This is a genomic window from Bacteroides sp. AM16-24 (genome assembly GCF_003471885.1).
Classification (GTDB): Bacteria; Bacteroidota; Bacteroidia; order Bacteroidales; family Bacteroidaceae; genus Bacteroides.
In genome coordinates, this window is record NZ_QRKI01000015.1 from 1 (window position 1) to 25,704 (window position 25,704).

The 25,704-nt window shown below is 40.3% G+C and carries 21 protein-coding genes and 1 tRNA gene; 11 read left to right on the forward strand and 11 right to left on the reverse strand.

Annotated features, from left to right (window positions below; genetic code table 11):
• From DW182_RS16235 to DW182_RS16250, 4 genes are all read left to right on the forward strand, one after another.
• On the forward strand, positions 1-1,358 hold a 1,358-nt coding region (locus DW182_RS16235; RefSeq protein ID WP_118296192.1), incomplete at its 5' end, for a 3'-5' exonuclease.
• A 17-nt stretch (positions 1,359-1,375) separates the two neighbouring features.
• On the forward strand, positions 1,376-3,118 hold the full coding sequence (locus DW182_RS16240) for a lantibiotic ABC transporter (RefSeq protein WP_147400133.1): 1,743 nt from the start codon (positions 1,376-1,378) through the stop codon (positions 3,116-3,118).
• Between the two features lie 173 nt (positions 3,119-3,291).
• Positions 3,292-4,392 carry a YhcG family protein gene (locus tag DW182_RS16245; RefSeq protein WP_118296194.1) on the forward strand — a complete coding sequence of 367 codons (1,101 nt, stop codon included), beginning with the start codon at positions 3,292-3,294 and terminating at the stop codon, positions 4,390-4,392.
• Between the two features lie 761 nt (positions 4,393-5,153).
• Positions 5,154-6,002 (forward strand): AraC family transcriptional regulator, encoded by an 849-nt coding sequence (locus tag DW182_RS16250; RefSeq protein ID WP_021967658.1) that lies wholly within the window; start codon positions 5,154-5,156, stop codon positions 6,000-6,002.
• A 12-nt stretch (positions 6,003-6,014) separates the two neighbouring features.
• Here the strand turns inward: DW182_RS16250 and DW182_RS16255 are convergent, their stop codons facing one another.
• Entirely contained in the window at positions 6,015-6,968 is a 954-nt protein-coding gene (locus DW182_RS16255) for a glycosyltransferase family 2 protein (RefSeq protein ID WP_007659989.1), read from the reverse strand.
• A gap of 50 nt (positions 6,969-7,018) precedes the next feature.
• Positions 7,019-7,399 (reverse strand): GtrA family protein, encoded by a 381-nt coding sequence (locus DW182_RS16260; RefSeq protein WP_044154613.1) that lies wholly within the window; start codon positions 7,397-7,399, stop codon positions 7,019-7,021.
• A gap of 86 nt (positions 7,400-7,485) precedes the next feature.
• Here DW182_RS16260 and DW182_RS16265 point away from each other — a divergent pair, with 86 nt between their 5' ends.
• From DW182_RS16265 to DW182_RS16275, 3 genes are all read left to right on the forward strand, one after another.
• Positions 7,486-9,207 (forward strand): glycosyltransferase family 39 protein, encoded by a 1,722-nt coding sequence (locus DW182_RS16265; protein ID WP_007659987.1) that lies wholly within the window; start codon positions 7,486-7,488, stop codon positions 9,205-9,207.
• A complete protein-coding gene (locus DW182_RS16270; RefSeq protein ID WP_007659986.1) occupies positions 9,204-9,740 on the forward strand; it encodes an HD domain-containing protein in 537 nt (178 codons plus the stop codon). Before DW182_RS16265 ends, DW182_RS16270 begins: the two co-directional genes overlap by 4 nt.
• A 79-nt stretch (positions 9,741-9,819) precedes the next feature.
• On the forward strand, positions 9,820-12,597 hold the full coding sequence (locus DW182_RS16275) for a putative LPS assembly protein LptD (RefSeq protein WP_118296245.1): 2,778 nt from the start codon (positions 9,820-9,822) through the stop codon (positions 12,595-12,597).
• 19 nt (positions 12,598-12,616) lie between these two features.
• On the opposite strand, the gene ung is transcribed toward DW182_RS16275, so the two are convergent.
• Both ung and asnA read right to left on the reverse strand, forming a co-directional pair.
• Complete coding sequence (gene ung / locus DW182_RS16280) at positions 12,617-13,279, reverse strand: uracil-DNA glycosylase (RefSeq protein WP_007659983.1); 663 nt, start codon at positions 13,277-13,279, stop codon at positions 12,617-12,619.
• 147 nt (positions 13,280-13,426) lie between these two features.
• Entirely contained in the window at positions 13,427-14,464 is a 1,038-nt protein-coding gene (gene asnA, locus DW182_RS16285; protein WP_007659981.1) for an aspartate--ammonia ligase, read from the reverse strand.
• A gap of 204 nt (positions 14,465-14,668) precedes the next feature.
• Between asnA and DW182_RS16290 the strand changes: the two genes are divergently transcribed.
• A tRNA-Arg gene (locus DW182_RS16290) sits at positions 14,669-14,741 on the forward strand.
• Between the two features lie 56 nt (positions 14,742-14,797).
• On the opposite strand, the gene DW182_RS16295 is transcribed toward DW182_RS16290, so the two are convergent.
• The gene (locus tag DW182_RS16295; protein ID WP_118296195.1) at positions 14,798-15,085 is read right to left on the reverse strand and encodes a transcription termination/antitermination NusG family protein; all 288 of its coding nucleotides are present in this window, start codon (positions 15,083-15,085) and stop codon (positions 14,798-14,800) included.
• 2 nt (positions 15,086-15,087) lie between these two features.
• Positions 15,088-15,681 (reverse strand): hypothetical protein, encoded by a 594-nt coding sequence (locus tag DW182_RS16300; protein ID WP_007659968.1) that lies wholly within the window; start codon positions 15,679-15,681, stop codon positions 15,088-15,090.
• A 149-nt stretch (positions 15,682-15,830) separates the two neighbouring features.
• On the opposite strand from DW182_RS16300, the gene DW182_RS16305 reads away from it, so the two are divergent.
• Entirely contained in the window at positions 15,831-16,175 is a 345-nt protein-coding gene (locus DW182_RS16305; protein ID WP_007659966.1) for a helix-turn-helix domain-containing protein, read from the forward strand.
• A 21-nt stretch (positions 16,176-16,196) separates the two neighbouring features.
• On the opposite strand, the gene DW182_RS16310 is transcribed toward DW182_RS16305, so the two are convergent.
• From DW182_RS16310 to lysS, 4 genes are all read right to left on the reverse strand, one after another.
• Positions 16,197-16,943: an HAD family hydrolase gene (locus tag DW182_RS16310; RefSeq protein WP_007659965.1), complete on the reverse strand. Its 747-nt coding sequence runs from the start codon at positions 16,941-16,943 to the stop codon at positions 16,197-16,199.
• 101 nt (positions 16,944-17,044) lie between these two features.
• On the reverse strand, positions 17,045-18,382 hold the full coding sequence (locus DW182_RS16315; RefSeq protein WP_007659964.1) for a glucose-6-phosphate isomerase: 1,338 nt from the start codon (positions 18,380-18,382) through the stop codon (positions 17,045-17,047).
• A gap of 109 nt (positions 18,383-18,491) precedes the next feature.
• Positions 18,492-19,487: an NAD(P)H-dependent glycerol-3-phosphate dehydrogenase gene (locus tag DW182_RS16320; protein ID WP_007659963.1), complete on the reverse strand. Its 996-nt coding sequence runs from the start codon at positions 19,485-19,487 to the stop codon at positions 18,492-18,494.
• A 101-nt stretch (positions 19,488-19,588) separates the two neighbouring features.
• Entirely contained in the window at positions 19,589-21,319 is a 1,731-nt protein-coding gene (gene lysS / locus DW182_RS16325; RefSeq protein ID WP_044154611.1) for a lysine--tRNA ligase, read from the reverse strand.
• A 222-nt stretch (positions 21,320-21,541) separates the two neighbouring features.
• Here lysS and DW182_RS16330 point away from each other — a divergent pair, with 222 nt between their 5' ends.
• Together DW182_RS16330 and DW182_RS16335 are read left to right on the forward strand one after the other, a co-directional pair.
• Positions 21,542-22,894: an MATE family efflux transporter gene (locus DW182_RS16330; RefSeq protein ID WP_118296196.1), complete on the forward strand. Its 1,353-nt coding sequence runs from the start codon at positions 21,542-21,544 to the stop codon at positions 22,892-22,894.
• A gap of 125 nt (positions 22,895-23,019) precedes the next feature.
• Positions 23,020-23,646 carry an AAA family ATPase gene (locus DW182_RS16335; RefSeq protein ID WP_007659959.1) on the forward strand — a complete coding sequence of 209 codons (627 nt, stop codon included), beginning with the start codon at positions 23,020-23,022 and terminating at the stop codon, positions 23,644-23,646.
• A 194-nt stretch (positions 23,647-23,840) separates the two neighbouring features.
• On the opposite strand, the gene DW182_RS16340 is transcribed toward DW182_RS16335, so the two are convergent.
• Complete coding sequence (locus DW182_RS16340) at positions 23,841-25,502, reverse strand: putative transporter (RefSeq protein WP_021967551.1); 1,662 nt, start codon at positions 25,500-25,502, stop codon at positions 23,841-23,843.
• Positions 25,503-25,704: the final 202 nt, after the last annotated feature.

Genomic DNA, 25,704 nt, shown 5'->3' on the forward strand with positions numbered 1-25,704 from the left:
TTAAGGGGGTAGAATCGCTTGGTTTTAGGGGGCAGCTTACACTGGATTTTCCACTTGGTTTGGATAAAGAAAGAATAGCGTATGATTGGGCTTGGAGCCATCGAGGTTTTGATTTCGATGGTTTTGTTTATTGGAAGAAAAACAATGCATCTAATTTGTATTTGGTGCAGGACGTAAAAGTTAGAAAATTTAAGGCAACAAATCTACCTTATATTCAATCAAAAGAGCGATATTCAACTTCGCTGCTGGCTAGTATAGATTTTGCTGATTATGTAGATTATAGGTTTTATCATGCATTTGGAAGGCGTATTAGTTGGTTTATTGAGGTTCCTATGGATGAAACCTTTGATGTCAATAATGAACAATTTGAGCTTATTCCTAGTGGAACTCTTTTTAAGAAAGCTGAAAGTAAAATTGATTATGTAATAGTTGATGAAGCACAAGATTTTGATGTTAATGATTATAATAATCGCTTTCTTCCAAATGTAAATAAGAGTATTACTCTTTTTGGTGATTCTGCTCAAAAAATCTATTCTAATCGTGGTGCAACTATGGATACGATAACAAGTGCATTAAGATATAAACGTTTTTTCTTGCGTTTTAATTATCGACTTCCTAAGTCTATCGCAAAAGTGGCTCAAGATATTTTGTCTCCCTCGATTGACCTGCTAACAGATAATATGAAAGATGGGGGTAATAGTGATTATCCTAACTATCCTAAGCCTATTATTTTGAAATATGATTCTAGAGAGGATGAGTTAAATGGTATTTTGAATAGAATTCAATTAGAAGATTTAGATGATGTCGCAATCTTAGTCCCTAAAGAGGAAGACGTAAAAGAAGTGAATAATTTCTTCGTTAAAGCAGGTATTCAGACACAAGTACATTATCGTACTGGAAAAGTCATCCCATTTCGGACAATAAACACATTGGATTTCTCAAATAATGATTTACCTTGTATCTTGACATACTATGCCGCTAAAGGAACTGAATTTGATAATGTGTTTATTCCTTTTGCTAACAATGCGGAATTGCCTGATAGGAATGCGTTCTATGTAGCATGTACTCGTTCTTCTCGTGCATTATATATATCTTACTCAAAAAGGAAAACATCTTATTTAGATAGGGTTAATTCTAATTTTGTAATAGAACAGGTAATTAAACAAGAGAAAAAGACTGTAGAAAATAATCTAAAAAAGATCTCGATCGCTGCTGATAATGATGATTGGAATGATGACTATGGAAGTCATTATGGAAAATATGCAGGAACGTATGCTCAAGATGAGGCTGGTCTTAGTGATGATGTTATAGATGATGCTTTTGAAGGTGACCCTGATGCATATTGGAATATTGATTAATTCTTTAAATATATAGTATGAAATATTGGTTGTTAATAGACTCTTGGAATTTGATGGAGTCTTTTGTGACAGAAAGCATATCTCCCTATTCATTTTATCAAGAACGTGGTTTTGGAAATAACCTTAGCCGATTTTATAAAGCGGGTAGTGAGAAAATAAACCATCTGATTCTCTCTACAGTAGAACCTGTGGGAGAATATGCCGTTGAGATTTCTGATGAGTTGCTAGATGTTGCTTTGCTCGTTAAAAGTGGAAGAAAGAAAACGGTGTTTACTTATCCAAAAACAATCTACTATAGAAAAGACTCTGTACGTTTTCGGTTCTTTAGTAGAGAGAAGCAAATCGCATTTATTGCTGAGTCTAAAATTTTGCTAGAAGTTAAATGTGTAGAGAAATATATGAATAATTTTTACTTTGACAATAAGGCGAAAGTAAAAATCAATGAAAAATCCAGTGATACTTTTCTTTTTGAAAAGCAACAATACCTAGCTTTTGATAAAAAATATAATTTTCTAAAAGGAGCAGTTGTTGGCTATGTACGGGGGCAACTCACATCTATGGATAATGGGCAGCAAGAACTATTATCTCATATAACTGAACTAAAGAATTCTTTTGCAGGACTTCATACTGAATTGATGTTAGGGGAAGATGCTGTGCATGATATGTCAATTTTGCAAAAAATATTTCAGTGCAAATTGGAATATAGTAAATTGGATATAGAGGCAACTAATCTTTTTGATATACTTGGTCAAGTATTTAAAGAGATTATAAAGTTGGCATCTATGCGAAGCCAAGAACTGAACAGGCAAAAAACGCCTGCATATGAGAAAGAATTAGAGGAACTTAAACAAAAACGTGAAAAATGTGCTCATACGTTGAATCGTTTAGAAGATATGTTTAACTTTAGTTGCATAAAGAATGAATTGGATCAGATAAGGCGAAAGGAGATTGAGAAAGGGGAAAAAAAAGGTAAAAAACGAGAATATTTTAAGAAAGATACTCCTGAATATAAAAGAAAAGTAGAGTTAAAAAAGATGCTTGATGATTTTGAGGAGAATAATAGTGAATATAAAACGTTAAAACAAGAAATAAAGAATATAGAGGAGCGTATAGATAGCTATCATTATGGCTCAACAGAATATGATTCGGCTTTAGGGGCATTGTTTGTTCGACTAAGTGATGGAGTAAATGATTTGATAAAGAAAGTAAATAAATCAGGTCAGTCTCATTCTGTGGACTTTTCAAGGATCAAGATACTTGATAGAAAAGTACTGTTGGTTTTTGGTAATGAAGCTGTCGTAGAGTCTGCTTATTTTGATATAGTCTTGCAATATATTTTGGAGCAATCTTTTGGAGGTATCCGTTCGATTTCCGAAATAGATATATTGAATCTTATTCTTGCAACGGCTAAGATATTTAAAGATACAGAATATTCTAAGACAGTTACTGGACAAGAATTGTTGGTTTCATTGGGACAATACTGGAGATACAAGAAGCAAGAGCTAGATACATTCTCTATTCCTTCGCATTTGCCCATCTTTCAATCCATTATGTCTTTCTTTATAAAAGCACAAGGATTTGAGCAAATAGAACGGTTTATGTTAAATAGAAAATATCGGTATAAGGAATATGCTTTCATGCTGTGGGGAGCATATATAGGCTTTGCTGCTATTCCGAAGACGTTTACAAATGTTATATATCAAAATGATGAAATAGATAAAGAATTAGATTATTTTTTTAATGGTATACTGGGTGATTGAGAGAATTGGTTTGTGTTTATCAAGGTTTAGTTTGTACCTTTTGCTTATATATTCAAAACGTACTAAACTTATTTATATTCACAGCAAAATATAGGTGCTGATGAAAAGAAAAAAAGATTTGGTTCCTTTTCAGTAGCATTATTTTTGTACTTTTGCGCTCAATAAAAATGCAAATGGATATAAATCAGAATTATAGAGAAGCAGTAAAGACCATAAAAGAAGCTATCTTACGCAGCCAGTACCGTGCAGCCGCATCGGTGAACAAGGAACAGCTATCTCTTTATTACGGCATCGGACGTTACGTGTCAGAAAATTCCCGTACAGGCTTTTGGGGGAAAGGTGCAATTGAACAAGTATCTTCTTTGTTGCAAAAAGAATTGCCGGGACTAAGGGGATTTTCAGCAACAAGCATAAGAAATATGCGTATTTTTTATGAGGAGTGGGATAAGGTTTTAAATCATCAGCCGTTGGCTGATGATTTGGCGTTGAATGAAAAATTGCTTCTTGTAGAAATTCATCAGCCAGTGGCTGATGAATTCAATTGGGCTGATTTCCTTTCAATCGGTTTTAGTCATCATACCGAAATAATATCCAAAGCTAAGACTTTGGAAGCAAGGCTATTTTATATACATGAGTGCGCTACTCGCTATTGGAGTAAATACACTTTAAGGGATTATTTAAAAGCAGACCTCTACAGCCATCGGGGAACTTTGCCTAACAATTTCGCACAAACATTGCCTGATACTAAGCAAGCTCTAAAAGCTGTTTGTTCATTTAAAGATGAATACTTGCTTGATTTCATCAATGTGGAGGAACTGAATGAGCAGGAGGATTTAGATGAAAAGATAGTAGAAAAGGCGATTGTTACCAATGTGAAGAAGTTCATCATGACCTTTGGGCAAGATTTCAGCTTTATAGGCAATCAATATCGTGTAGAAGTGGCTGGAGAGGAAATGTTCATTGATTTGTTGTTTTTCAATCGGGAACTTAATTCCTTAGTCGCAGTCGAGTTGAAGTCCGGAAAATTCCGTACATCTTATTTGGGGCAGTTGAATACTTATCTATCTGCCTTAGATACATATATCAGAAAGCCACACGAAAATCCCTCTATCGGAATAATCCTTTGCAGGGAAATGAATCAAACTTTTGTGGAATTTGCCGTTCGTGATTATAACAAGCCGATGGGTGTTGCTACTTACCGTGCATCTAAAGATATGCCGGAACGACTTCGTAACGCTCTGCCGGACATTGAGGACTTGAAAAAGCTATTGTAAGGCAAAAGCCTTGTTTCTTTTTTGGCAGGTAATTGCCTTTTGTTACCTTTGCACATGAAGTTCACCACTAAGCGAATTTCTTCGTTTTTTTTGTTACTATTTTGTTACCCACTGTTAGTAATAGGTGGACTTCTTCTTTGACAATCAGACTAATATACTATTCGATATATAATATGTGGCAAAATTTGATTAATAGTTGGCAACTATGGAAGAAAAGAAAGAAACAATCTGTGCCTTAAAAACGTTTAGCATTCTCAAGGGGGGATTGCCTTGGATATCCCCCTACCGTTTCAGATAATATACCTTTAATCGGTAGGGGGTTGTCCTTATCAAGCAATCTTGAGGTTGTAGTGCAATTTTAACCTCGCTCTCTATGTTGATGCGTTGTGCTGTTGCGATATCTTAAGTGCTTTTTATTAGATATCGCAGGGCAGAAAATCTTTGTGTTTGCTCCTTTTTAAAGAAAAGTAGGAATATATAAGATTGATGTTACTGATCAAATGACGTTCCCTTTTCTTTACTTGTATTAAGATAGTATAAATCTTAATATTCAATAACTTGATTAATGCTACAAAGTTCTTTCTTAATTCGACCAAAACCAAAAAAGATGAGTGAAAAAGGAGTACGGATATTTGCGAAAATGTTCAATTGTTGATATGTTGACAAACTTTAACTCTAAAGAGCTTGTTGAAAGAATGGATAGAATGTGCATTTGCCCGGATTAAATGTATTTTTGTAGAAATTTACTAGAAAAAATTGTAATGGAAGAAAGTAGACTTCTTTTTGAAATATCGGAAGATATTGTAGCTAAGGAAAATGTTTCGGCAGATGATTTGCAGGATTATTTGGAGAATCCTTATCATGTAAAGGGAACTATCTTTGTGGTATGTATGAAAGGAAGTATAGAAGTTACATTAAATTATGGAAGATATATTGTTCGTGAGAATGATTACATCACTTTGCTGGATAACTCTTTTCTACAGATTCATAACGTTTCACCAGATCTTCGCTTTTCATATGCTGGCTTTTCTCCGAAGATCATGCATGAGGTGGAGTTTTTTAAAAAAGCATTTGATTATTTGTTTATTATCTTTGAGGAGCCTGTTAAGCATATATCTGAGAATTTGGAACTTTATATGCTACGTTCCATATCGTTATGGAAAATGATACGCGAAGTTCCGGAAATCTATAATAATAAAGAAGTGTTGAGAAGTATGTTGGGCACTTGCATTCATACGAGTATTGCAATGTATTATCAGGATAATTTGGAAGAAAGATGGGCTAAATCCCCAAAAAATGTTAGAATGAGCCGGCAATTTCTTAAATTGGTTGCGATACATTATAGGACAGAACGAGGAATATCATTCTATGCAAAAGAATTAGGGACTTCGAAGGAGAATTTGTGCCGTAATATTAAGAGTTGTACCAATATGACTGCTTTGGATGTGATAGACTACCTTATTATTATAGATGCAAAAACGCAACTGAAATCTACCAGTACTAGCATAAAAGAGATAGGTATATCATTAGGTTTTGATAATCTGGCTACTTTTTGCCGTTTCTTCCGCAGGCATACAGGAGTTTCTCCATTGAAGTACAGAGATAAATGACCCTTTTCTCTTTTAACGTAATAATAATTCCTCCTCGTTGTAGCGTGGACGATCTTTTACTTCAATGTAGATCTTTCCGATGTACTCACCCACAATTCCCAGGGATACGAGTATAGTACCACCTACTAACCAAAGAGAAATCATCAGGGATGACCAGCCGGGTACTGTATTGTGAAGAAAGTATGCACGTAGGGTCCAGATAGTGACGCAGAGAGCTATCAGAAGGAAAATGCAGCCCAACCAGAATATCATGCGTACAGGCTTGACTGAAAAAGACGTGATTCCGTCAATAGCAAAATTCAACATCTTCTTAAAAGGATATTTCGACTCTCCGGCGAAACGTTTGTCGCGATTATAATAAACGCAGGCGGTTTGATAACCAATGAGAGGCACTAATCCACGCAGATAAAGGTTACGTTCGCGGAAGCGACAGAGTTGCTGGATGGCACGGCTACTCATTAACCGATAATCTGCATGATTATAAACTGATTTTGCCCCCATCGTTTTCATCAGTCGATAGAAGGCGAGGGCGGTGGTGCGTTTGAAAAAAGTGTCAGTCTTGCGTTCACGTCGAACACCATAAACAATATCATTGCCTTCCATATAGCGTTCTATCATCTCAGGGATGACATTGACGTCATCCTGCAAGTCGGCATCAATGGAAATAGCTGCGTCGCAACGTTCCTTTACAGTATTCAGTCCGGCCATAAGTGCGTTTTGATGGCCCACATTTCCAGCCAGATTCAGCCCGCAGGCATACGACGTATTTTTATAAAATTCCTTGATGATTTTCCAGGTATGGTCTGTACTACCATCGTTTACATATAGTATATAACTTTTGGAAGATATGCGTTCTTCAGTTATCAACCGATCGAGCAATTGGCTGAGCCGTTTATGTGTTTCGTGTAAAACAGATTCTTCCTTATAACAAGGTACTACGATAGCAAGTACTGGAGCTTCTTTCATAATCAATAGTTCTTTTTGCAATATTCGTAAGAAATCGGGAGAAAAACAAATTATCTTCCTTTGTATTTGAAAACGAATCTAACCAGCAAGAAGTTTACCGGAATGCCGATGGCGAATACCGGTATGGGTGCAAATGGTTTGGATATTCCAAACCAGAGGAATAGATTCAGCAAACTCATATGTAGAAGGTAATTGATCAGATGTGCTCCGCCAAACCCAAAAGCCTTTTTCCAGGACGGCTTTTTTCTGAAAGTGAAAAAGGCTGTAAGGTAAAAATTGGCGATGAAACTGAGTACGTAACCTATGCTGTAGGCTATGTTGACATTGATGACCTGCTGGAGTATAATATATATTCCATAGTGCAGGGTGGTAGCAAAGATGCCTACCATAATGAAACGGACAAATGCAGGTAGTTGTTTCAGTCTCTTCATGTTCATAGAATTGAGATGGCAAAGTTAGGGATTGTTGCAGAATAATTTGTACTTTTGCGCACAGAAATCATTAAAAACAGAAATATATGTCAGATGATAGGAAGAAAGCATTCTGGTTTATAGCACTGCTCAGTGTGCTTGTGATACTCCCTTTTCTAGGAGAAACTATTTTTTATTCCAAAGGAGAACCACGCGAGGCTATCGTTGCATTTTCTATGCTGGAGAGTGGAAATTGGATACTTCCGGTAAATTATGGAACTGATATAGCTTATAAACCTCCTTTCTTTTATTGGTCAATTGCCACTGTGTCGTCGCTTCTGGGTGGAGTGACGGAATATTCGTCCCGCCTGCCGTCTGCTCTTGCATTTCTGGCTATGCAGTTGGTGTTTTTTTCTTTTATAGCAAAGCGCAAAGGTGTGAAGACGGCTTTTCTTGCTTCCATTCTTCTCCTCTCTTCTTTCGAAGTGCATCGGGCAGCGGTAGCTTGCCGTGTCGATATGGTGCAGGTATCATTTATTGTTATTTCATTATGTCTGTTGTTCCGCTGGGATGAGAAAGAATGTCGCGGAATTCCATGGCTGGCTATTTTATTGATGGGCTGCGCCACGTTGACCAAGGGGCCGGTAGGTTCCATTTTCCCTTGTGTCAGTATCGGTCTCTACCAATTATTACGCAGACGTCCTTTCTGGAAAACATTTTTCCGGTTATTTGTGATAGGAATACTTTCCCTGATTCCATATGCTGCTTGGATTAGTGCGGCTTATGTACAGGGAGGCCAATCTTTTATAGATTTAATGCTGGAAGAAAATACAGGCCGTTTCATGGGTAAGATGTCTTATGATTCGCATGAAAATCCGCTATGGTATAATTTCCTGACCATTATTTGGGGATGGATACCTTGGACTTTAGTACTGTTGATTTCTCTCTTTGGTTTGAAATGGAAAAATATAAGCTTATTGCCTGAAGGTTCATCTTTCGGTGAACGTATAAAGAAAGCCTGGAATAAATTCCGTTCACAATCGCCTCTGCAATTATTCACATGGGTAGTTATACTCTTTATTTTTGTGTTCTATTGTATTCCTAAGAGTAAAAGAAGTGTTTATCTGCTTCCTATCTATCCCTTTATGGCGGTGTTGATAGCCGAGTATCTGCTGGCTTTGGTACAGCGGGGAGCGAAAGTCTTTAAAATTTCGGCTTATATCTTTGCTTCGCTGGCTTTGTTGCTCACGATAACGTTTGCTGTGGTGCGTCTCGGACTGATTCCTGATAGTGTTTGGGGAACGGGAAAGCATGCCATGGAAAACGTAGGATTCATGAATGCATTGGAGAATGTGGATTTGTCATTCTCTAAATGGTTGCTTGTGGCTTTGCCGCCAATTGCAGGTGTCTGTATGTTGATTGCATTGGCAAAAAAGGCGGATTCTCGTTCATTATTATATGGTATAGCCGGTTGTATCTTGTGCCTGTTTGTTTCCTTAGACGGTGTTTATCAACCTACGGTACTGTCTACGAAATCAGACAAGCGTCTGGCAGAAGAAGTAAATACTTATGTGCAGGACGGGGTCATGTATTCGTACACTACACGGCTGATTCGTTTTTATTGCACTAATTACTATCTGAATGATCGGATGAGGAATTTTACTCCCGGTCTTTCCGGAACGGGATATGTGATGCTTTCCGAACGAACCAAAGAGGACTTTCTGAAAGAGTATTCAGATAAATATCAGTTGGAGGAAATCTATCTTACTCCTTATCGCAGCTGTGATTTACGCGATAAGGTATTGATTTATAAATTCAGTGAAAAATGAATCCGATAGAATTGATTGATGCATATTATCCGGAAGATAATGAGCGGAAGCATATCTTATTGGTGCATAGCCGTCTGGTAGCCGAGAAGGCTCTCCGCATTGCAGACGGCCATCCAGAACTTAACTTGGATAAAGACTTTTTATATGAAGCGGGTATGCTTCATGATATTGGTATTTTTCTGACTAATGCTCCGGGTATCTTCTGTTTTGGTGATCAGCCTTATATCTGTCACGGTTATCTGGGAGCTGATTTGATGCGCCGGGAAGGGTATCCCCGTCATGCGTTGGTATGTGAAAGACATACAGGCGCAGGACTCTCTCTAGACGATATTATTGCACAAAACTTGCCTGTACCTCATCGGGATATGCTTCCGGTGAGTATGGAAGAGCAAGTAATTTGCTTTGCCGATAAGTTTTATTCCAAAACTCATTTGGAACGGGAAAAAACGGTAGAGAAGGCTCGGAAAAGTATCTCTAATTTCGGTAATGTAGGCTTGGAACGTTTTGACCATTGGTGCGAACAGTTCTTGTAGCATTCTAAATTTCTTTAAAAAGGGAGATTATCCGTATAATTTACGTACTTTTGCCCCTTCAAGCGGAAACTATTAGTTGATTACGCCATTGAAAGCAAATACATTCATATCATTCATACTACTACTAGTCTTACTCCTGATCCCTGACGAGGCTTTTTCGCAACGTCGGCGTGGAAGGACTGTTCCTACAGGAATCGAACGGACTGATACCTTTAATATAGGAGGTGTGCAAGAGGGAGATACCCTGTTGAGAGGAGATACACTGCAAAACGATACGATTCAGTTGCAGCCTGCCAAGAAGAAGCAACCGCTGGATGCTCCGGTTATTTATGAAGCTAATGACTCCATTGTGTTTACACAAGATGGTGTGGCCAACTTGTATGGCGACGGCAAAGTGAATTACCAAAATATAGAACTGGCCGCTGAAGTGATAACCATGAATATGGATAGTAGTACGGTCTTTGCTCATGGTGTGGAAGATTCGTTAAAGGTGATAAAGGGAAGACCTGTCTTCAAAGATGGCGATACTCCTTATGAAACGAATACGATACGGTATAATTTTAAAAGTAAGAAAGGACTTATTAGTAATGTAGTCAGCCAGCAGGGTGAGGGATATGTTACCGGTAATAATGCTAAGAAGGGTATGAATGATGAGTTGTACATGAAAAGTGGTCGTTATACCACTTGCGACAACCATGATCATCCGCACTTTTATATGCAGATGACTTATGCCAAGGTGCGTCCCAAGAAAAATGTTGTGACGGGACCTGCATATCTGGTAATTGAAGATGTCCCGTTGCCTCTTGCTGTTCCCTTTTTCTTTTTTCCTTTCTCCAGCAGCTATTCGTCCGGTTTCATAATGCCGAGCTATATGGACGACTCCGCTCGTGGCTTTGGTCTGACGGATGGTGGTTACTACTTTGCCATTAGTGATAAGATGGACTTAAAATTAAGAGGTGATATTTTCACGAAAGGTTCATGGGCGCTGAATGCAGAAACTAATTACAATGTCCGCTATAAATTCTCAGGTTTGTTTCAGGCCAGTTATCAGGTGACTAAGACGGGTGACAAGGGCTTGGAAGACTATATGGTGGCAAAAGACTTTAAAGTTGTATGGTCACACCGCCAGGACCCGAAGGCTAATCCTAACTCTTCATTCTCGGCCAGTGTGAACTTCTCTTCCAGTAGTTACGAGCGCACCAATATCGGTAATATGTATAACTCGCAGGCTATGACACAAAATACTAAAACATCCAGTGTCAGCTATTCGCGTAACTTCCCCGATCAGAAACTTTCTATTGCAGCTACCGGTAACATTGCACAGAATATGAAAGACTCATCTATTGCTGTGACTTTGCCGGACCTAAACATTACCCTGAGCACCATTTTCCCTTTTAAACGGAAGAATGCAGTAGGAAATGAGAAGTGGTATGAGAAAATCTCTGTTCGTTATAGCGGACGTCTTTCTAACAGTATTACTACAAAAGATAATCTTCTGTTCAAGTCTAATCTGATCAAGGACTGGAAGAATGGCATGAAACATGAGATACCTGTCAGTGCAACATTTACGTTATTCAAATACTTTAATGTAACCCCGTCTGTTAGCTATACGGAGCGTTGGTACACCCGTAAGGTGATGAAGGATTGGGATCCGAATTCAGGTACCAGTGGGCAGGTTGTGAATACTGATACTGTCTACGGCTTCCACCGAGTATATAATTATAGTGCGAGCCTGGGTGTCAATACAAAGATTTATGGCATGTATAAGCCTTTGTTTATGAAGAAGAAAGAGATACAGATTCGCCATGTCATCACTCCTTCTATCAGCATCAGTGCATCGCCGGACTTTGGCTCTTCCCGTTATGGCTACTATGATACTTATCTTAAGCCCAATGCTGACGGAACACAGGATACCGTTGTTTACTCTCCGTATGCTGATCAAATGTTTGGTGTGCCGGGACAAGGTAGGTCGGGAAATATTTCATTTCAGATTTCCAATAACCTGGAAATGAAATACAGGGATAAAAACGACTCTATACGTAAGGTGAGTTTGATTGATGAGTTGGGTGCCAGCATTTCATATAATACGGCTGCTCAAGTACGTCCATGGAGTAATCTTACCCTAAATCTACGTTTGAAATTAAGTAAGAGCTATACCTTCAGTATGAGTTCAGTCTTTGCTACTTATGCTTACGATTTTGATAAGAATGGTAATGTAATAACAAGTAATCGTACGGAATGGTCTTATGGGCGTTTCGGGCGTTTTCAGGGATACGGAACTTCTTTCAGTTACACGCTTAATAATGACACGTGGAAGAAATGGAAAGCATTCTTTACCGGAGAAAAAGCGGATGATGATGGCAAGGGAAATGGGCAGACTGATACGGATAGTGAAGGTGATGAAGCTGATGATTCTGAGTCAGGTGCTCCTACAAAGCGAAAGAAAGAAAAAGCTGCTGTAGATAGCGACGGCTATCAGGAGTTTAAGATGCCTTGGTCCATAAATCTGAGTACAGGTTTTAATATTACGGAAGATAACACAAAGCCTATCAATAGAGAGAGTATGCGTTATCCATATAAATTTAGCCTGAATGCCCTCAATATCAATGGTAATATAAAAATCTCAAATAAATGGGCTGTCAGCTTCAACTCCGGTTATGACTTTAATGTTAAGAAGATTGTGCAAACCTCTTTCAATATAACGCGTGACCTGCACTGTTTCAGTATGTCTGCAAGCCTTTCTCCTTTTGGCACATGGAAGTATTATAGTTTTGTGATTCGCGCAAATGCGAGCATTCTACAAGACTTGAAATATGACAAAAAGAGTCAGACTCAGACGAATATCAAGTGGTACTAAGAGAATTTAAGATCCTTTCTTACCATGCAATTTCCTGTTCACCATGTTCCTTTAAGTAAGCGTTTGCTCTGCTGAAATGCTTGTTTCCAAAGAAACCATTGTAAGCTGATAGAGGGGAGGGGTGTGCGGATGTCAGTACCAGGTGCTTGCTACGATCAATAAATGCACCTTTACGTTGCGCATATGATCCCCAGAGAATAAAAACAAGGTGTTCCCGTTGTTCGGCAAGAACACGTATAGCTGCATCGGTGAATGTTTCCCAACCGCGGTTTTGGTGAGAACCTGCCTGATGGGCACGAACGGTCAGTGTAGCATTCAGAAGCAGAACTCCCTGCTCGGCCCAGCGGGTCAGATTACCTGTGTTGGGCGCATCGGTGCCGATATCATCTTTAATTTCTTTGAATATATTAATCAGCGAAGGGGGAAAACGAACCCCGTCATTGACGGAAAAACATAACCCGTGAGCCTGTCCGGGACCATGGTAAGGATCCTGACCGATAATGACTACTTTCACTTTGTCGAATGGGCAAAGATTGAAAGCATTGAATATCAACTTTCCCGGAGGATATATCGGATACTGGCTATATTCTTCCCGTACAAAATTAGTTAGTGTGCGGAAATAGTCTTTTTCGAATTCCGGTTCCAAACGTGCTTTCCAACTTTCTTCTATTTGAACATTCATAATTTTGTATGTTAAAAGTTTCGGACGCTAAGATACTATTTTTATCCGGTTCCGATGGCAGGACATTGGCTTTATTTCTTAGAGTGGGTGATAAACAAAGAGGCAGAAATCAAAAAATCTCTGCCTCTTCCTGTTATTGAGAAAATGTTAAATCAGATATATATTATGCTCTTTACATTCCTGACGCATATCTTCTGGCCAGATACTGGCTTGAATTTCACCGATATGTGCTTTGCGGAGATAGAACATACAAAGGCGTGATTGCCCTATACCGCCACCTATAGACAGAGGTAATGTATCACTCATCAAACGCTTGTGGAAGTAAAGTTCCAGGCGTTTCTCTTCTCCTTCCTGTTTTAACTGGCGTTGTAAAGCTTCCTTGTCTACACGGATACCCATGGATGAGAGCTCAATACTGCGTTGGAGTACATCATCCCATAGCAAAAGGTCACCATTCAGTCCGGGGAGGCCATTCAGACCTTCTGAAGTATAGTCATCGTAGTCCGGGGCACGTCCGTCGTGCTTCTCTCCGTCACTTAACTTACAACCGATACCGATAATGAATACTGCACCATACTTTTTGGTAATAGCATGTTCGCGACATTTGGGTTCCAGGTCCGGATAGAGTTGGCGCAATTCTTCAGCGTGAATGAAGTGCAGCTTTTGAGGCAGGCAAGGCTTGATTTCCGGATACATCTCATACACCATATATTCTGTGCGGATCATGGCGGCATAAATGCGGGTTACTATTTCTTTTAGGAAATCCACATTCCGGTTTTCAGCAGTAATAACACGTTCCCAGTCCCATTGGTCTACATAGAGTGAATGTAAGTTTCCCAGTTCTTCATCTGAGCGTATGGCATTCATATCCGTATAGATGCCATATCCGGGTTCAATATTATAATCTGCCAATGTCAGTCGTTTCCATTTGGCAAGTGAATGTACAACTTCAGCTTGTGCGTCTCCCAGATCTTTGATAGGGAATGATACGGCACGTTCCACTCCGTTCAAGTCATCATTGATACCCATTCCTTTTAATACAAAAAGCGGGGCGGTGACGCGACGCAAACGTAATTCCGATGAAAGGTTCAACTGAAAGAACTCTTTAATCTGTTTGATTCCTAATTCTGTTTGTTTTAAGTCCAATAAGGGTTTGTACCCTTCTGGTTTTATTAGATAACTCATAAGTGTATACTATGTTTTTGTTCGGCAAATATAGGTATAATATTTATATTTGCATCGGTTTTGAACGAATTTGTTGTCAAATTGTTCCTTATTAACTACCTGTTGCTCTCAAAATAACATTCTTATTTTGAAGTCTTTGCAGTAAAAAAAGATAAATCATTAGGAATATGCCCGGATTTTTTATACTTTTGTCCCCGCATTTGAGGCCTGGTAGCTTAGTGAATAGAGCGTCAGATTCCGGTTCTGAAGGTCGTGGGTTTGAGTCCCACCCGGGTCACTATATAAGAAAGAGGGGATACTATTTAAAGTATCCCCTCTTTCTTATATAGTATGTTAATCTTCTATTTTTATCATTTCCAATGGTAGTATTGAGTATCTTACTCTCAGTGTCTTTATTTCCGAATCAGTGGCATAAATGAATATGCACCTATTGACAGTCGGAATCTGTATTTTTCTTATCTTTTCTTTCCACTTATATTGTACATAAGTGGTAGGGAGGTGGCTTATGATGCCTTTGTTATCCAAGTCTTCCCTTATTTTTTTTTCTTTCCAAGGTGATGTTAGTACGATGTACCAGTTCCGTGTTTCGTTGAGATATTTTTTTATGTCTTGAAGTTTCATGGTTAGTAAGCTTGCTTAACTACGAAATCGAAGGTTGTGAAGAATTGGGGTTTGTTGGCGATAGCTATGGGAAGAATAATACTGACTGCTATCTTATTACCTTTTCGGATATCTTTTGGGTTATATATCTTTTTGTTTTTTGTACCTTCCATCAAGATGCTTGCTGTACAGGTTTCACTAATTTCACTATTACCGTTTATTATTTCTTTTGAAGGGGAAGATTCTGATTCCGGGTAAAGCAATAGCCCTGAGGCGCGTCCGTTGATGATGAATTGCGCATTTTCCCAATTGACTTGCGCAGCATCAGATGAATTATTCCGGATAATTATTTTCCAAAAACTTTCATTAGGAATGAACTCATAGGTGAGATTTCCGTTTATACATTCCAGTTTTCCTTGTTGGTTTTCATGCCATTTGAAGCTTATGCAACAGTTTTTGTCTACATATTGGGCTTGCATAGTGGCTGGTAAAGTCCAAAAAAGCAAAAGTAGGAAGCTTTGCTGCTTTTTATATTTGCGATAGTCGTTGTATATCCATAATAAAATTATCAAAATACAGATAGGAATGGCTATAAGTATAAGGATTAATAACGTCATAGCTGTTAATTGTTTATATGATTTTGTGACAAAAGTATCAAAATATATCTGATTAAACAAATAAATTATGAATAAAATGAAGTGTATGAACAGATAAAATTTTATTTTTCATTCTTTAGGTCTAAATTATAAATCGTACCTTCATTAAAATGGAAAAGCCCAATATATACATAGGTGAAATTATAAAAAATGTCATGGCTGAAAAGCAAGTGACAAAGGCGGAACTTGCAAGAAGACTGCAAGTTAAGCCTCAAAGTGTTGATTATATGTTGACACGAAAAAGCATTGATACAGATACTCTCTATAACGTATCAAAGGCTTTGGATTATGATTTTGCTCTGTTATATTCTATTAGTAAGGAACAGATAAATTGTGATAAAAAAGACGAAGCTTACAAAGTGCCGACTGCTAAGGTTCTGATAGAGTTGGAATTAAAGCCGGAGGAAATCATAAAATTAAACTTGAAGAAAAAAATAGCGGAGCTACTGAAATGATTTTCTTCTTTTCCAAAAATATCAAAGTGTCCGGTTTATTTGTCCGAATGCTTCATGTAATTTCTCCCAATTATCACAAAATGCCTGCATGGACGGGAATAGTACATTTGCTCCCGCATCTAATAATACTTGTCCATTGATAGGACCTGTGTTGACGGCTATAGTGAATATACCTGCGGCTACACCAGCTTGTACGCCCATAGGTGCATTTTCCACCACGATAGCTTCATTGGGTTTTACTCCCCCTTTCTGCAGAGCCATCAGATAGGGTTCCGGATGGGGCTTACCATATTTTACATCAAAGGCGGTTACCATCAATTCTCGGTGAAACATACCGGGGAAGTTGTGTGACAGCCGGTCTAACAATGAATGTTGCCCGGAGCCGGTAACTACCATAGGGACCAGTCCGTCTGCTTTTATTTTTTGCAGTACTTCCCATGCGCCGGGCATACGTTCCGGTTCAGGATTACTATTGAACTCAGCACTCTTTTCTGCATATATACTCTTTATCATTTCAGGGGTGGCATCTTTACCGTATTGCCGCTGATAAACGATATTTATGGTAGCAGCTCCGGTTCTCCCCTCATGCAGATAAGCTTCTTCACGGCTCAGATGGAGGTCATGGCGTTCCATAACCTTGTGCCAGGCATCGGCATGGTAAGGCATAGAGTTGAACAATACACCGTCCATATCAAAAAGGACAGATTTCAATTGAATTTGTGAGTGCCCGCTGGATTGAAGATAACGGGCGATAGCTTCTTGAAACATAATACCTATTGTTTTATAGCTGCAAAGATACAATAAAAAAACGAGGTGTGAATGAGTTTAATCATTCACACCTCGTCTATCTGTGTTTAACTTACTCCTCTTTAGAGTCTTGCCTGGATAGCTTTTGACTCTTCTTCGTATCCCGGCTTATTCAGCAGAGCAAACATATTCTTCTTGTATGCTTCTACACCTGGTTGGTTAAATGGATTAACGCCCAGCAGATAACCGCTGATACCACAACCGATTTCAAAGAAATAAAGCAACTGACCGATGTTATATTCGTCCAGTTTTTCGATAATGATACGCATATTAGGCACACCACCGTCTACGTGAGCCAATTGAGTACCCAGTTCGGCCATCTTGTTTACTTCGTCCACACGCTTACCTGCCAGGAAGTTCAGGCCGTCCAGGTTTGCTTCATCAGAAGGCACTTCCAGTTTGTGGTCTACTTTCTCTACAGAGATTACAGTTTCAAAGATAGTGCGTTCGCCTTCCTGAATCCATTGTCCCATGGAGTGCAGGTCAGTAGAGAAGTCTACAGCAGCCGGGAAAATACCTTTATTTTCCTTACCTTCCGATTCTCCGTAAAGTTGTTTCCACCATTCGCTTACATAGTGCAGTTTCGGGCAGAAGTTCACAAGAATTTCAATCTTCTTGCCATTCTTGTACAACTCGTTACGAGTAGCGGCATATTGTGCAGCCAAGTTCTCTGCAAACGGAACATTTACTCCGCAAGCCTTTTCCATATCCGCAGCACCGGCAACTAATTTTTCGATGTCGAAGCCAGCTATTGCAATCGGCAATAAACCTACCGGAGTCAGTACGGAGAAACGTCCTCCTACGTTATCGGGGATAATGAATGATTTGTAACCTTCTTTATCGGCTGTAATGCGGGCAGCGCCTTTCTTTGCATCCGTGATGGCAACGATTACTTTCTTAGCCATATCCTTACCGCGTTGGTTTTCGCATTGCTTTTTCAGCAGGCGGAAAGCAAGAGCAGTTTCGGTAGTAGTTCCTGATTTGGAGATATTGATGACACCGAATTTCTTGTCTTTCAGGAATTCGGTCAGTTCATACAAATAATCTTCGCTGATATTGTGTCCTGCATAGATCATGACAGGCGCAGTTTTCTTTTCCTGTAACCAGGTGAAACTGTTTGATAAAGCCTCGATAACTGCACGTGCGCCGAGGTAGCTTCCGCCGATACCGGCAACGATTACTACATCGCAATTGTCGCGCATAACCTGTGCAGTAGCTTTCAGGTCGGCCAGATGCTCTTGACTGATAGATGAAGGGAGGTGCAACCAGCCCAGGAAGTCATTTCCTTTTCCGGTACCGTTTTCCAATGCTTCCTGCGCAGCCTTTACCTGAGCTTCGTAAGCAGCAACAGATGCTTTGGAGATAAATCCAAAAGTCTTTTCGATGTTCAAACTAATCATAATATTCTAGGTTTTAAAAGCCTCTCCTCTCATCCCTTTCCCATGGAAAAGGGGGAACTGAGTTGCTTTTGATTTAAAAGATGTTTATTGTATGTTGTTTATTATACTTCTATCTGAGCGAGTCAGTCAGCAACTTGATTTCTATCATGGGTGAAATGCGTTCGTACAAGATGTTATAGACAGCATCCAGTATCGGCATGTTGACATGGTGATGTTTGTTGATTTCCTTGATACACTTTGTTCCGTAGTATCCTTCAGCAATCATCTCCATTTCTATCTGCGCACTTTTCACAGAGTATCCCTTACCGATCATTGTACCAAACGTACGGTTACGGCTGAAATTAGAATACCCTGTCACCAGCAAGTCACCTAAATAAACAGAATCATTCACGTTTCTGTTCAACGGATGTACAGTTTGCAGGAAACGATTCATTTCCTGTACGGCATTGGATATCAATACTGCCTGGAAGTTATCACCATATTTCAGACCACTGCAAATACCTGCGGCAATGGCGTACACGTTTTTCAGTACAGAGCTGTATTCTATACCGGCTACGTCATTGCTGACAGATGTTTTAATGAATGAACTGGCCAGACGGCGGGCGATGGTGCATGCTTTGTCTGTGTCCGGGCAGGCAATGGTGAGATAAGAGAGACGTTCCAGGGCTACTTCTTCCGCATGGCAGGGACCTGCCAATACAGCAATATTTTCAGGTGGAACGCCATATTCTTTTGTGAAGTACTCCGATACGATCAGATTGTCATCGGGTACGATTCCTTTAATAGCAGTGATGATGAATTTATCCCGTATCCGCGTTTTCAGTTTCTTTAAGTGGGCTTTGAGATAAGGGGAAGGAGTGACAAATATCAGCGTATCAGACTCTTTCACCACATCGTTGATGTTCGAGGAGAAATTGATACGTTTCATGTCAAATTTGACGCCCGTCAGGTAGGCAGGGTTATGGCCCAGTCGTTTAAAATCAGCTATACGATCATCTCGTCGCATATACCAGTTAATCGACTCAGCCTGAGCAAGTACCATTTTTGCAATGGCTGTAGCCCAGCTTCCTCCGCCCATTATGGCTATCTTTCCGGGTAGTTTCATATCGAAATTAATAATTAATAATTAAAAATTAAAAGAGGGAAAGGAAAGTAAACTCCTTTCCCTCGTTCGATCTTTAATCTTCTTATTTAATTTTTAATTCTTTAATTCTTAATTTTTTCGATCCAGCCTTCTACGTCGTTTACAGACGGGTTGGTCAGTTCCAATTTGTATTTTTTGTTGATACCGCAAATGTCTTGATGTAACTTTTGCGGATTTACACCTTTCATGTCTTCTATTGTGTTGTAGCCGGCTTTCTGGATAACGGGTACCCAGTCTTCGGCAATACCCAGTTCCATATATTTGGCCGGAGCATCTTTCGGGATAACCTTTTCGGGACGCATTTGCGGGAAGAATAGCACTTCCTGAATGTATGACTTACCTGTCATTAGCATAGTAAGACGGTCGATGCCGATACCGATACCAGATGTAGGAGGCATACCGAACTGCAGAGCACGCAAGAAGTCCTGGTCGATGAACATTGCTTCATCGTCACCCTTTTCGCTCAGGCGTAACTGATCTTTGAAACGCTCTTCCTGATCGATGGGATCATTCAACTCACTGTACGCATTGGCAAGTTCTTTACCATTCACCATCAACTCAAAACGTTCAGTCAGACCCGGTTTGCTGCGGTGCATCTTGGTCAACGGACTCATTTCAACAGGATAGTCAGTGATGAATGTCGGTTGGATGAAGGTTCCTTCACAGAATTCACCGAATATTTCATCTATCAGCTTACCCTTGCCCATGGTGTCATCAATCTCCATCTTCAGCTCTTTACAGATCTGGCGGATTTCTTCCTCACTCTTGCCATTGAGGTCGTAACCGGTTTTCTCCTTGATAGCATCCAGGATAGGCAAGCGGCGGTATGGTGCCTTGAAACTGATAGTCTTACCGTCGATGGTAGTCTCTTCGCTGCCATTTACAGCAATGCAGATACGTTCCAGCAATTTTTCGGTAAAGCTCATCATCCAATTGTAATCCTTATATTGTACGTAAAGTTCCATACAGGTGAACTCCGGATTATGGTTCTTGTCCATACCTTCGTTACGGAAGTTCTTGCCGATTTCATAAACACCCTCAAAACCACCTACAATCAGACGCTTCAGGTAAAGCTCGGTAGCGATACGCAGATACAGGTCGATATTCAGTGAGTTGTGGTGGGTAATGAACGGGCGGGCGCTTGCTCCACCTGCTATAGATTGCAGAATGGGAGTTTCCACTTCGGTATAGCCGGCTTCATCCAGTACGGCACGCATGGTCTTAATGACAGTGGCACGTTTTAAGAATGTATCTTTTACGCCGTCATTTACAATAAGGTCGACGTAACGTTGGCGATAACGCAGTTCAGGATCTTCAAAAGAGTCATAAGCTACACCGTCTTTGTATTTTACGATAGGCAGTGGTTTGATGGATTTTGCCAATACGGTCAACTTCTGGGCGTGGATACTGATTTCGCCCATCTGAGTACGGAAAACAAAACCTTCGATTCCAATGAAGTCGCCTAAGTCGAGCAGGCGTTTAAATACAGTATTGTAGAGTTCCTTGTCTTCTCCCGGACAGATATCGTCGCGAGTGATATACACCTGAATGCGACCTTTGGAGTCCTGCAATTCAACGAACGAAGCTTTACCCATCACCCGGCGCGTCATCATACGTCCGGCTACGGATACCTTGCGAGGTTCTGCGTCATCTTTAAATTCCGCTTTTATATCTGTAGAGAAAGCATTGGTTACATACTCTGCAGCGGGATAGGGGTCGATGCCCATCGCGCGAAGTTCATTCATACTATTACGTCGAATGATTTCCTGTTCACTTAGTTCTAATACATTCATTTCGTTGTACATTAACACAATTTGGGAGCAAAAATACGAAACATTTTTCATATAATGGCATGAAGAAGGGGAGAATTAGGAAAAGTTTAAAGTCAACGTGTACATTCTCAGTGGAGTGAATGAATTTCTCTTTGAAGTAGCGATAATCTCTTTGTTCTCCTTTTCTTGTTTGCTTATGGGAAAATCAGTACCTTTGCACCCTAAAATAGAGGAATAGGTATTATGACAGGACAAAAGGCACCCACAGCGTTGGGAACAGAACAGATTGGAAAGCTACTGATGCAATATGCCGTACCGGCAATTATCGCTATGACGGCATCTTCTTTATATAATATGGTGGATAGCATTTTTATCGGTCACGGAGTAGGCACAATGGCTATTTCGGGATTGGCGCTAACTTTTCCTCTGATGAATCTTGCTGCTGCGTTTGGCTCGTTGGTAGGAGTTGGAGCTTCCACATTGGTTTCGGTTAAACTGGGACAAAAAGATTACGATACAGCCCAACGTATCTTGGGTAATGTACTGGTGCTAAATATCGTGCTGGGATTGGCATTTACGGTTGTTACGATGATATTCCTCGATCCCATCCTTTACTTCTTTGGGGGTAGTGACGAAACAGTGAAGTACGCCCGCGAATATATGCAGATTATTTTGCTGGGCAATGTTGTCACTCATCTTTATCTTGGCTTAAATGCTGTTCTACGCTCTTCCGGACATCCGCAAAAGGCAATGTACGCCACTATCGCTACAGTAGTCATCAATACGATACTTGACCCTTTGTTTATTTACGGTTTCGACTGGGGGATTCGTGGAGCTGCTATTGCCACCATCATAGCACAGGTTATTTCACTGTTGTGGCAATTCAAGATATTCAGTAACAAAGACGAACTGCTACATTTCCATCGCGGTATATTCCGCCTGCGCCGTAAGATTGTGATGGATTCGCTTGCTATCGGTATGTCTCCTTTCCTGATGAATCTGGCAGCATGTTTTATTGTAATTGTTATTAATCAAGGGTTGAAGCGCTATGGTGGAGACTTGTCTATCGGTGCATTCGGTATTGTCAACCGCCTGGTATTTATATTTGTAATGATCGTGATGGGATTGAATCAGGGCATGCAGCCTATTGCCGGATATAACTTTGGTGCGCAGCAATATGCACGTGTTTCCCGGGTGCTGAAACTGACTATAATTTTTGCTACGCTTGTCACCACATCAGGTTTCCTGATGGGGATGATTATACCCGATCTGGTGGTTTCCATATTTACTTCTGACGAAGAATTGATAGCTATTTCGGCACGTGGACTACGTATTGTAGTGATGTTCTTTCCGATAATCGGTTTCCAGATGGTGACGTCGAATTTCTTCCAGAGTATCGGGATGGCGAGCAAGGCTATCTTCTTGTCTCTTACCCGCCAGATGCTTTTCTTGCTTCCGGCACTGATAATTCTTCCCCATTTCTTCGGTGCGGCCGGTGTTTGGTATAGTATGCCGGTTTCCGATTTGCTTGCCAGTTTGGTGGCAATGGTGATGTTGGTTAGCCAGTTCCGTAAATTTAAAAGAGGCGAAGGATAGTGTGAAAAACATGCGGTTCGTGGTAAAGTTAGTTATAACCGGAAAATTAGTATAGATTATTTTTTTGTTTCTTTCCTATAAATCCTTACTTTTGCTATTAGTAAACCAATATTTAGATTGAAGCTATGAATAAGAAATTCGTTGTGAACATCGGTCGCCAATTGGGAAGTGGCGGAAAGGAGATAGGGGAGAAGTTGGCAGCCCGTTTGGGTATTGATTTCTATGACAAGGAGTTAATAACTCTGGCTTCCAAGGAGAGCGGTCTATGCCGTGAGTTCTTTGAGAAAGCCGATGAGCGTGCTTCGCAAGGGATTATCGGCGGACTCTTTGGCATGCGTTTCCCTTTTGTGGGAGATGGTGCTTTACCAACCCAGAATTGCCTCAGTAACGATGCACTTTTCAAGGTGCAGAGCGATGTAATCCGTCAGTTGGCAGCAGAGAAATCCTGCCTTTTTGTAGGTCGTTGTGCTGATTATATACTGCGTGATCATCCTCGTTGTGCCAATATCTTTATTTCCGCTTCGCATGAAGCACGCGTTGCCCGTCTGTGCGCTTCACATCATGTTTCAGAAGAAGAAGCAGAAAATATGATGAATAAGGCTGATAAAAAACGTTCGGAATATTATAACTATTATAGCTATAAGACGTGGGGAGCTGCGGCAACCTATCATCTGTGCATTGATTCTTCCGTGCTGGGGATTGAAAAGACTATCGATTTTATAGAAGATTTTGTGAAACTTAAAATAAAGTGAAACAGAACAATTTCTAACCCGGACCATACCTTCTCCGTATCAAGCCCGTACCAACTCCATACCAAGTCTAAGTGTATAGACATGGAGCAAGTACGGAGAAAATACGGTTTTGGTAATATGAAGGGGAAAAACAGAACAAAAAAAAAGAGAGACTACAATTGCGTAATCTCTCTTTTCTTTTATATCATCTGACATTACATCATTGTCAGCAATATCATCTGGCCTGCCAGAATACGCAGGAACATTGTAAGTGGATAAACAGTAGAGTAACCTACTGCCGGAGCATCATTGCCGGATGCCTGGTTAGCATAAGCTAATGCAGGAGGGTCTGTGTTACTACCGGCAATTAATCCCATCAGGGTGAAGTAATTTACTTTGCAGTAGAAGCGGGCAATCATACCGATAATCAGCAAAGGAATAACAGTGATCAGGAAACCATAGCCTACATACAGCAAACCGGAGCCTTCTACCACTGTTTCTACAAAGTGGGCGCCGGCTTCGATACCTACGCTGGCAAGGAAGAGTACGATACCGATTTCACGCAGCATCAGGTTGGCACTCATAGTTGTATAAGTCACCAGTTTCAGCTTATGACCGAAGCGACCGATGAGAATAGCTACTACCAGCGGACCACCTGCCAGACCGAGTTTGACTGGAGTGGGTATGCCCGGAAAAGCGATAGGAAGACTACCCAGCAAGATACCCAGGAAGATACCCACGAAGATAGTCACAATATTAGGCGTATCCAGACGTTTCAGTTGATTACCCAGTACTCCTGCAACACGCTCTACGGCATCTTGCTGGCCAACGACCATTACACGGTCACCTACCTGTAGTATCAGGTTCGGATCAGCAAACAAGTCCATACCGGAACGGTTGATACGGGTTACGTTTACTCCGTACATACTACGGAAATGGAGGCTACCTAATTTTTTACCATTGATTTCGGATTTTGTCACCAATATACGGCGTGAAACCATCGGCATGTCTTGTTTTTCCCAGTCCACCTGAATTTCTTTACCGATGAAAGCGGTTACTGCTTCAGCGTCTTCTTCGGAACATACAATAAATACCTGGTCGCCAATATGGAATTCAGTGTCTTGGTTAGGGATGCTGACGTGTCCCTCGTGACGGATGCGTGAGCATACAAAAGGACGTCCCATAAACTCCTTGATCTGGATGAGCTTTTTTCCATCGATAGATTCGTTGCGGACTTCCAGATGTAACATATGGGGCATATGTTTCATATCAGAAGTCTGAACGGCCAGTTCATCTTCTTCTTTTTTCAGGTTCACCCGGCAGATGTAGCGGACGGCAATGATAGAACCGATGATGCCGACAACACCAAGAGGGTAAGCGCAAGCATATCCTAGTGCGATAGGGTCACCTGTGTAGCTTAACTGATTCAAGGCTTCCTGTGCGGCACCCAAACCCGGAGTATTGGTGACAGCACCATATAGGATACCTACCATCATGGGAAGATCGATTCCCCCGTCGATGAAATAAATACCCAGAGCTACTGCTATATTCAGTACCACAATGCCTACTGCAAGCATGTTCAGGGTCATTCCACCTTTTTTAAAAGAAGAAAAGAATGACGGTCCTACTTGCAGACCGATACAGAATACAAATAAAATTAACCCGAATTCGCGGATAAAGTGCAAAATGTGTGTCTCACCCGTAAAACCGAAATGTCCCATCAGAATACCAGTGAAAAGCACAAATGTGACACCCAGTGATATCCCGAAAATTTTAATCTTACCCAAAAGCACGCCGACAGATATTACGAATGCATACAAGCATACAATATGGGCGACGGAGGCAGGGTCCCATAACAAACTCTCTAACCAATCCATAGTTACTTTTGTTTATCTTTTTTATTAGCTTATTGAATTTCCGCGCAAAGGTAGGCATTAAAAGGGAGGTGGCAAAGGGTTTGCTGGAGTTTTTCTTTTGGAATATAGGTAAAGGTGTCAGAGGCTAATTGGGTAGTATGCAAGGATATTAGTTTATACTCTAAAATGTAAAGTGTACTTTGCAATCATGTATATACATACG

Coding starts and splice junctions, on each gene's coding strand:
- DW182_RS16295 (WP_118296195.1), bottom strand. CDS start 15,085: ATGAAACTTCAAGACATAAAAAAATATCTCAACGAAACACGGAACTGG.
- lysS (WP_044154611.1), bottom strand. CDS start 21,319: ATGAATGTATTAGAACTAAGTGAACAGGAAATCATTCGACGTAATAGT.
- DW182_RS16330 (WP_118296196.1), top strand. CDS start 21,542: ATGACAGGACAAAAGGCACCCACAGCGTTGGGAACAGAACAGATTGGA.
- DW182_RS16265 (WP_007659987.1), top strand. CDS start 7,486: ATGTCAGATGATAGGAAGAAAGCATTCTGGTTTATAGCACTGCTCAGT.
- DW182_RS16305 (WP_007659966.1), top strand. CDS start 15,831: ATGGAAAAGCCCAATATATACATAGGTGAAATTATAAAAAATGTCATG.
- DW182_RS16300 (WP_007659968.1), bottom strand. CDS start 15,681: ATGACGTTATTAATCCTTATACTTATAGCCATTCCTATCTGTATTTTG.
- ung (WP_007659983.1), bottom strand. CDS start 13,279: ATGAATGTTCAAATAGAAGAAAGTTGGAAAGCACGTTTGGAACCGGAA.
- DW182_RS16260 (WP_044154613.1), bottom strand. CDS start 7,399: ATGAAGAGACTGAAACAACTACCTGCATTTGTCCGTTTCATTATGGTA.
- DW182_RS16255 (WP_007659989.1), bottom strand. CDS start 6,968: ATGAAAGAAGCTCCAGTACTTGCTATCGTAGTACCTTGTTATAAGGAA.
- DW182_RS16320 (WP_007659963.1), bottom strand. CDS start 19,487: ATGAAACTACCCGGAAAGATAGCCATAATGGGCGGAGGAAGCTGGGCT.
- DW182_RS16245 (WP_118296194.1), top strand. CDS start 3,292: ATGGATATAAATCAGAATTATAGAGAAGCAGTAAAGACCATAAAAGAA.
- DW182_RS16335 (WP_007659959.1), top strand. CDS start 23,020: ATGAATAAGAAATTCGTTGTGAACATCGGTCGCCAATTGGGAAGTGGC.
- DW182_RS16250 (WP_021967658.1), top strand. CDS start 5,154: ATGGAAGAAAGTAGACTTCTTTTTGAAATATCGGAAGATATTGTAGCT.
- DW182_RS16270 (WP_007659986.1), top strand. CDS start 9,204: ATGAATCCGATAGAATTGATTGATGCATATTATCCGGAAGATAATGAG.
- DW182_RS16310 (WP_007659965.1), bottom strand. CDS start 16,943: ATGTTTCAAGAAGCTATCGCCCGTTATCTTCAATCCAGCGGGCACTCA.
- DW182_RS16240 (WP_147400133.1), top strand. CDS start 1,376: ATGAAATATTGGTTGTTAATAGACTCTTGGAATTTGATGGAGTCTTTT.
- DW182_RS16315 (WP_007659964.1), bottom strand. CDS start 18,382: ATGATTAGTTTGAACATCGAAAAGACTTTTGGATTTATCTCCAAAGCA.
- DW182_RS16340 (WP_021967551.1), bottom strand. CDS start 25,502: ATGGATTGGTTAGAGAGTTTGTTATGGGACCCTGCCTCCGTCGCCCAT.
- asnA (WP_007659981.1), bottom strand. CDS start 14,464: ATGAGTTATCTAATAAAACCAGAAGGGTACAAACCCTTATTGGACTTA.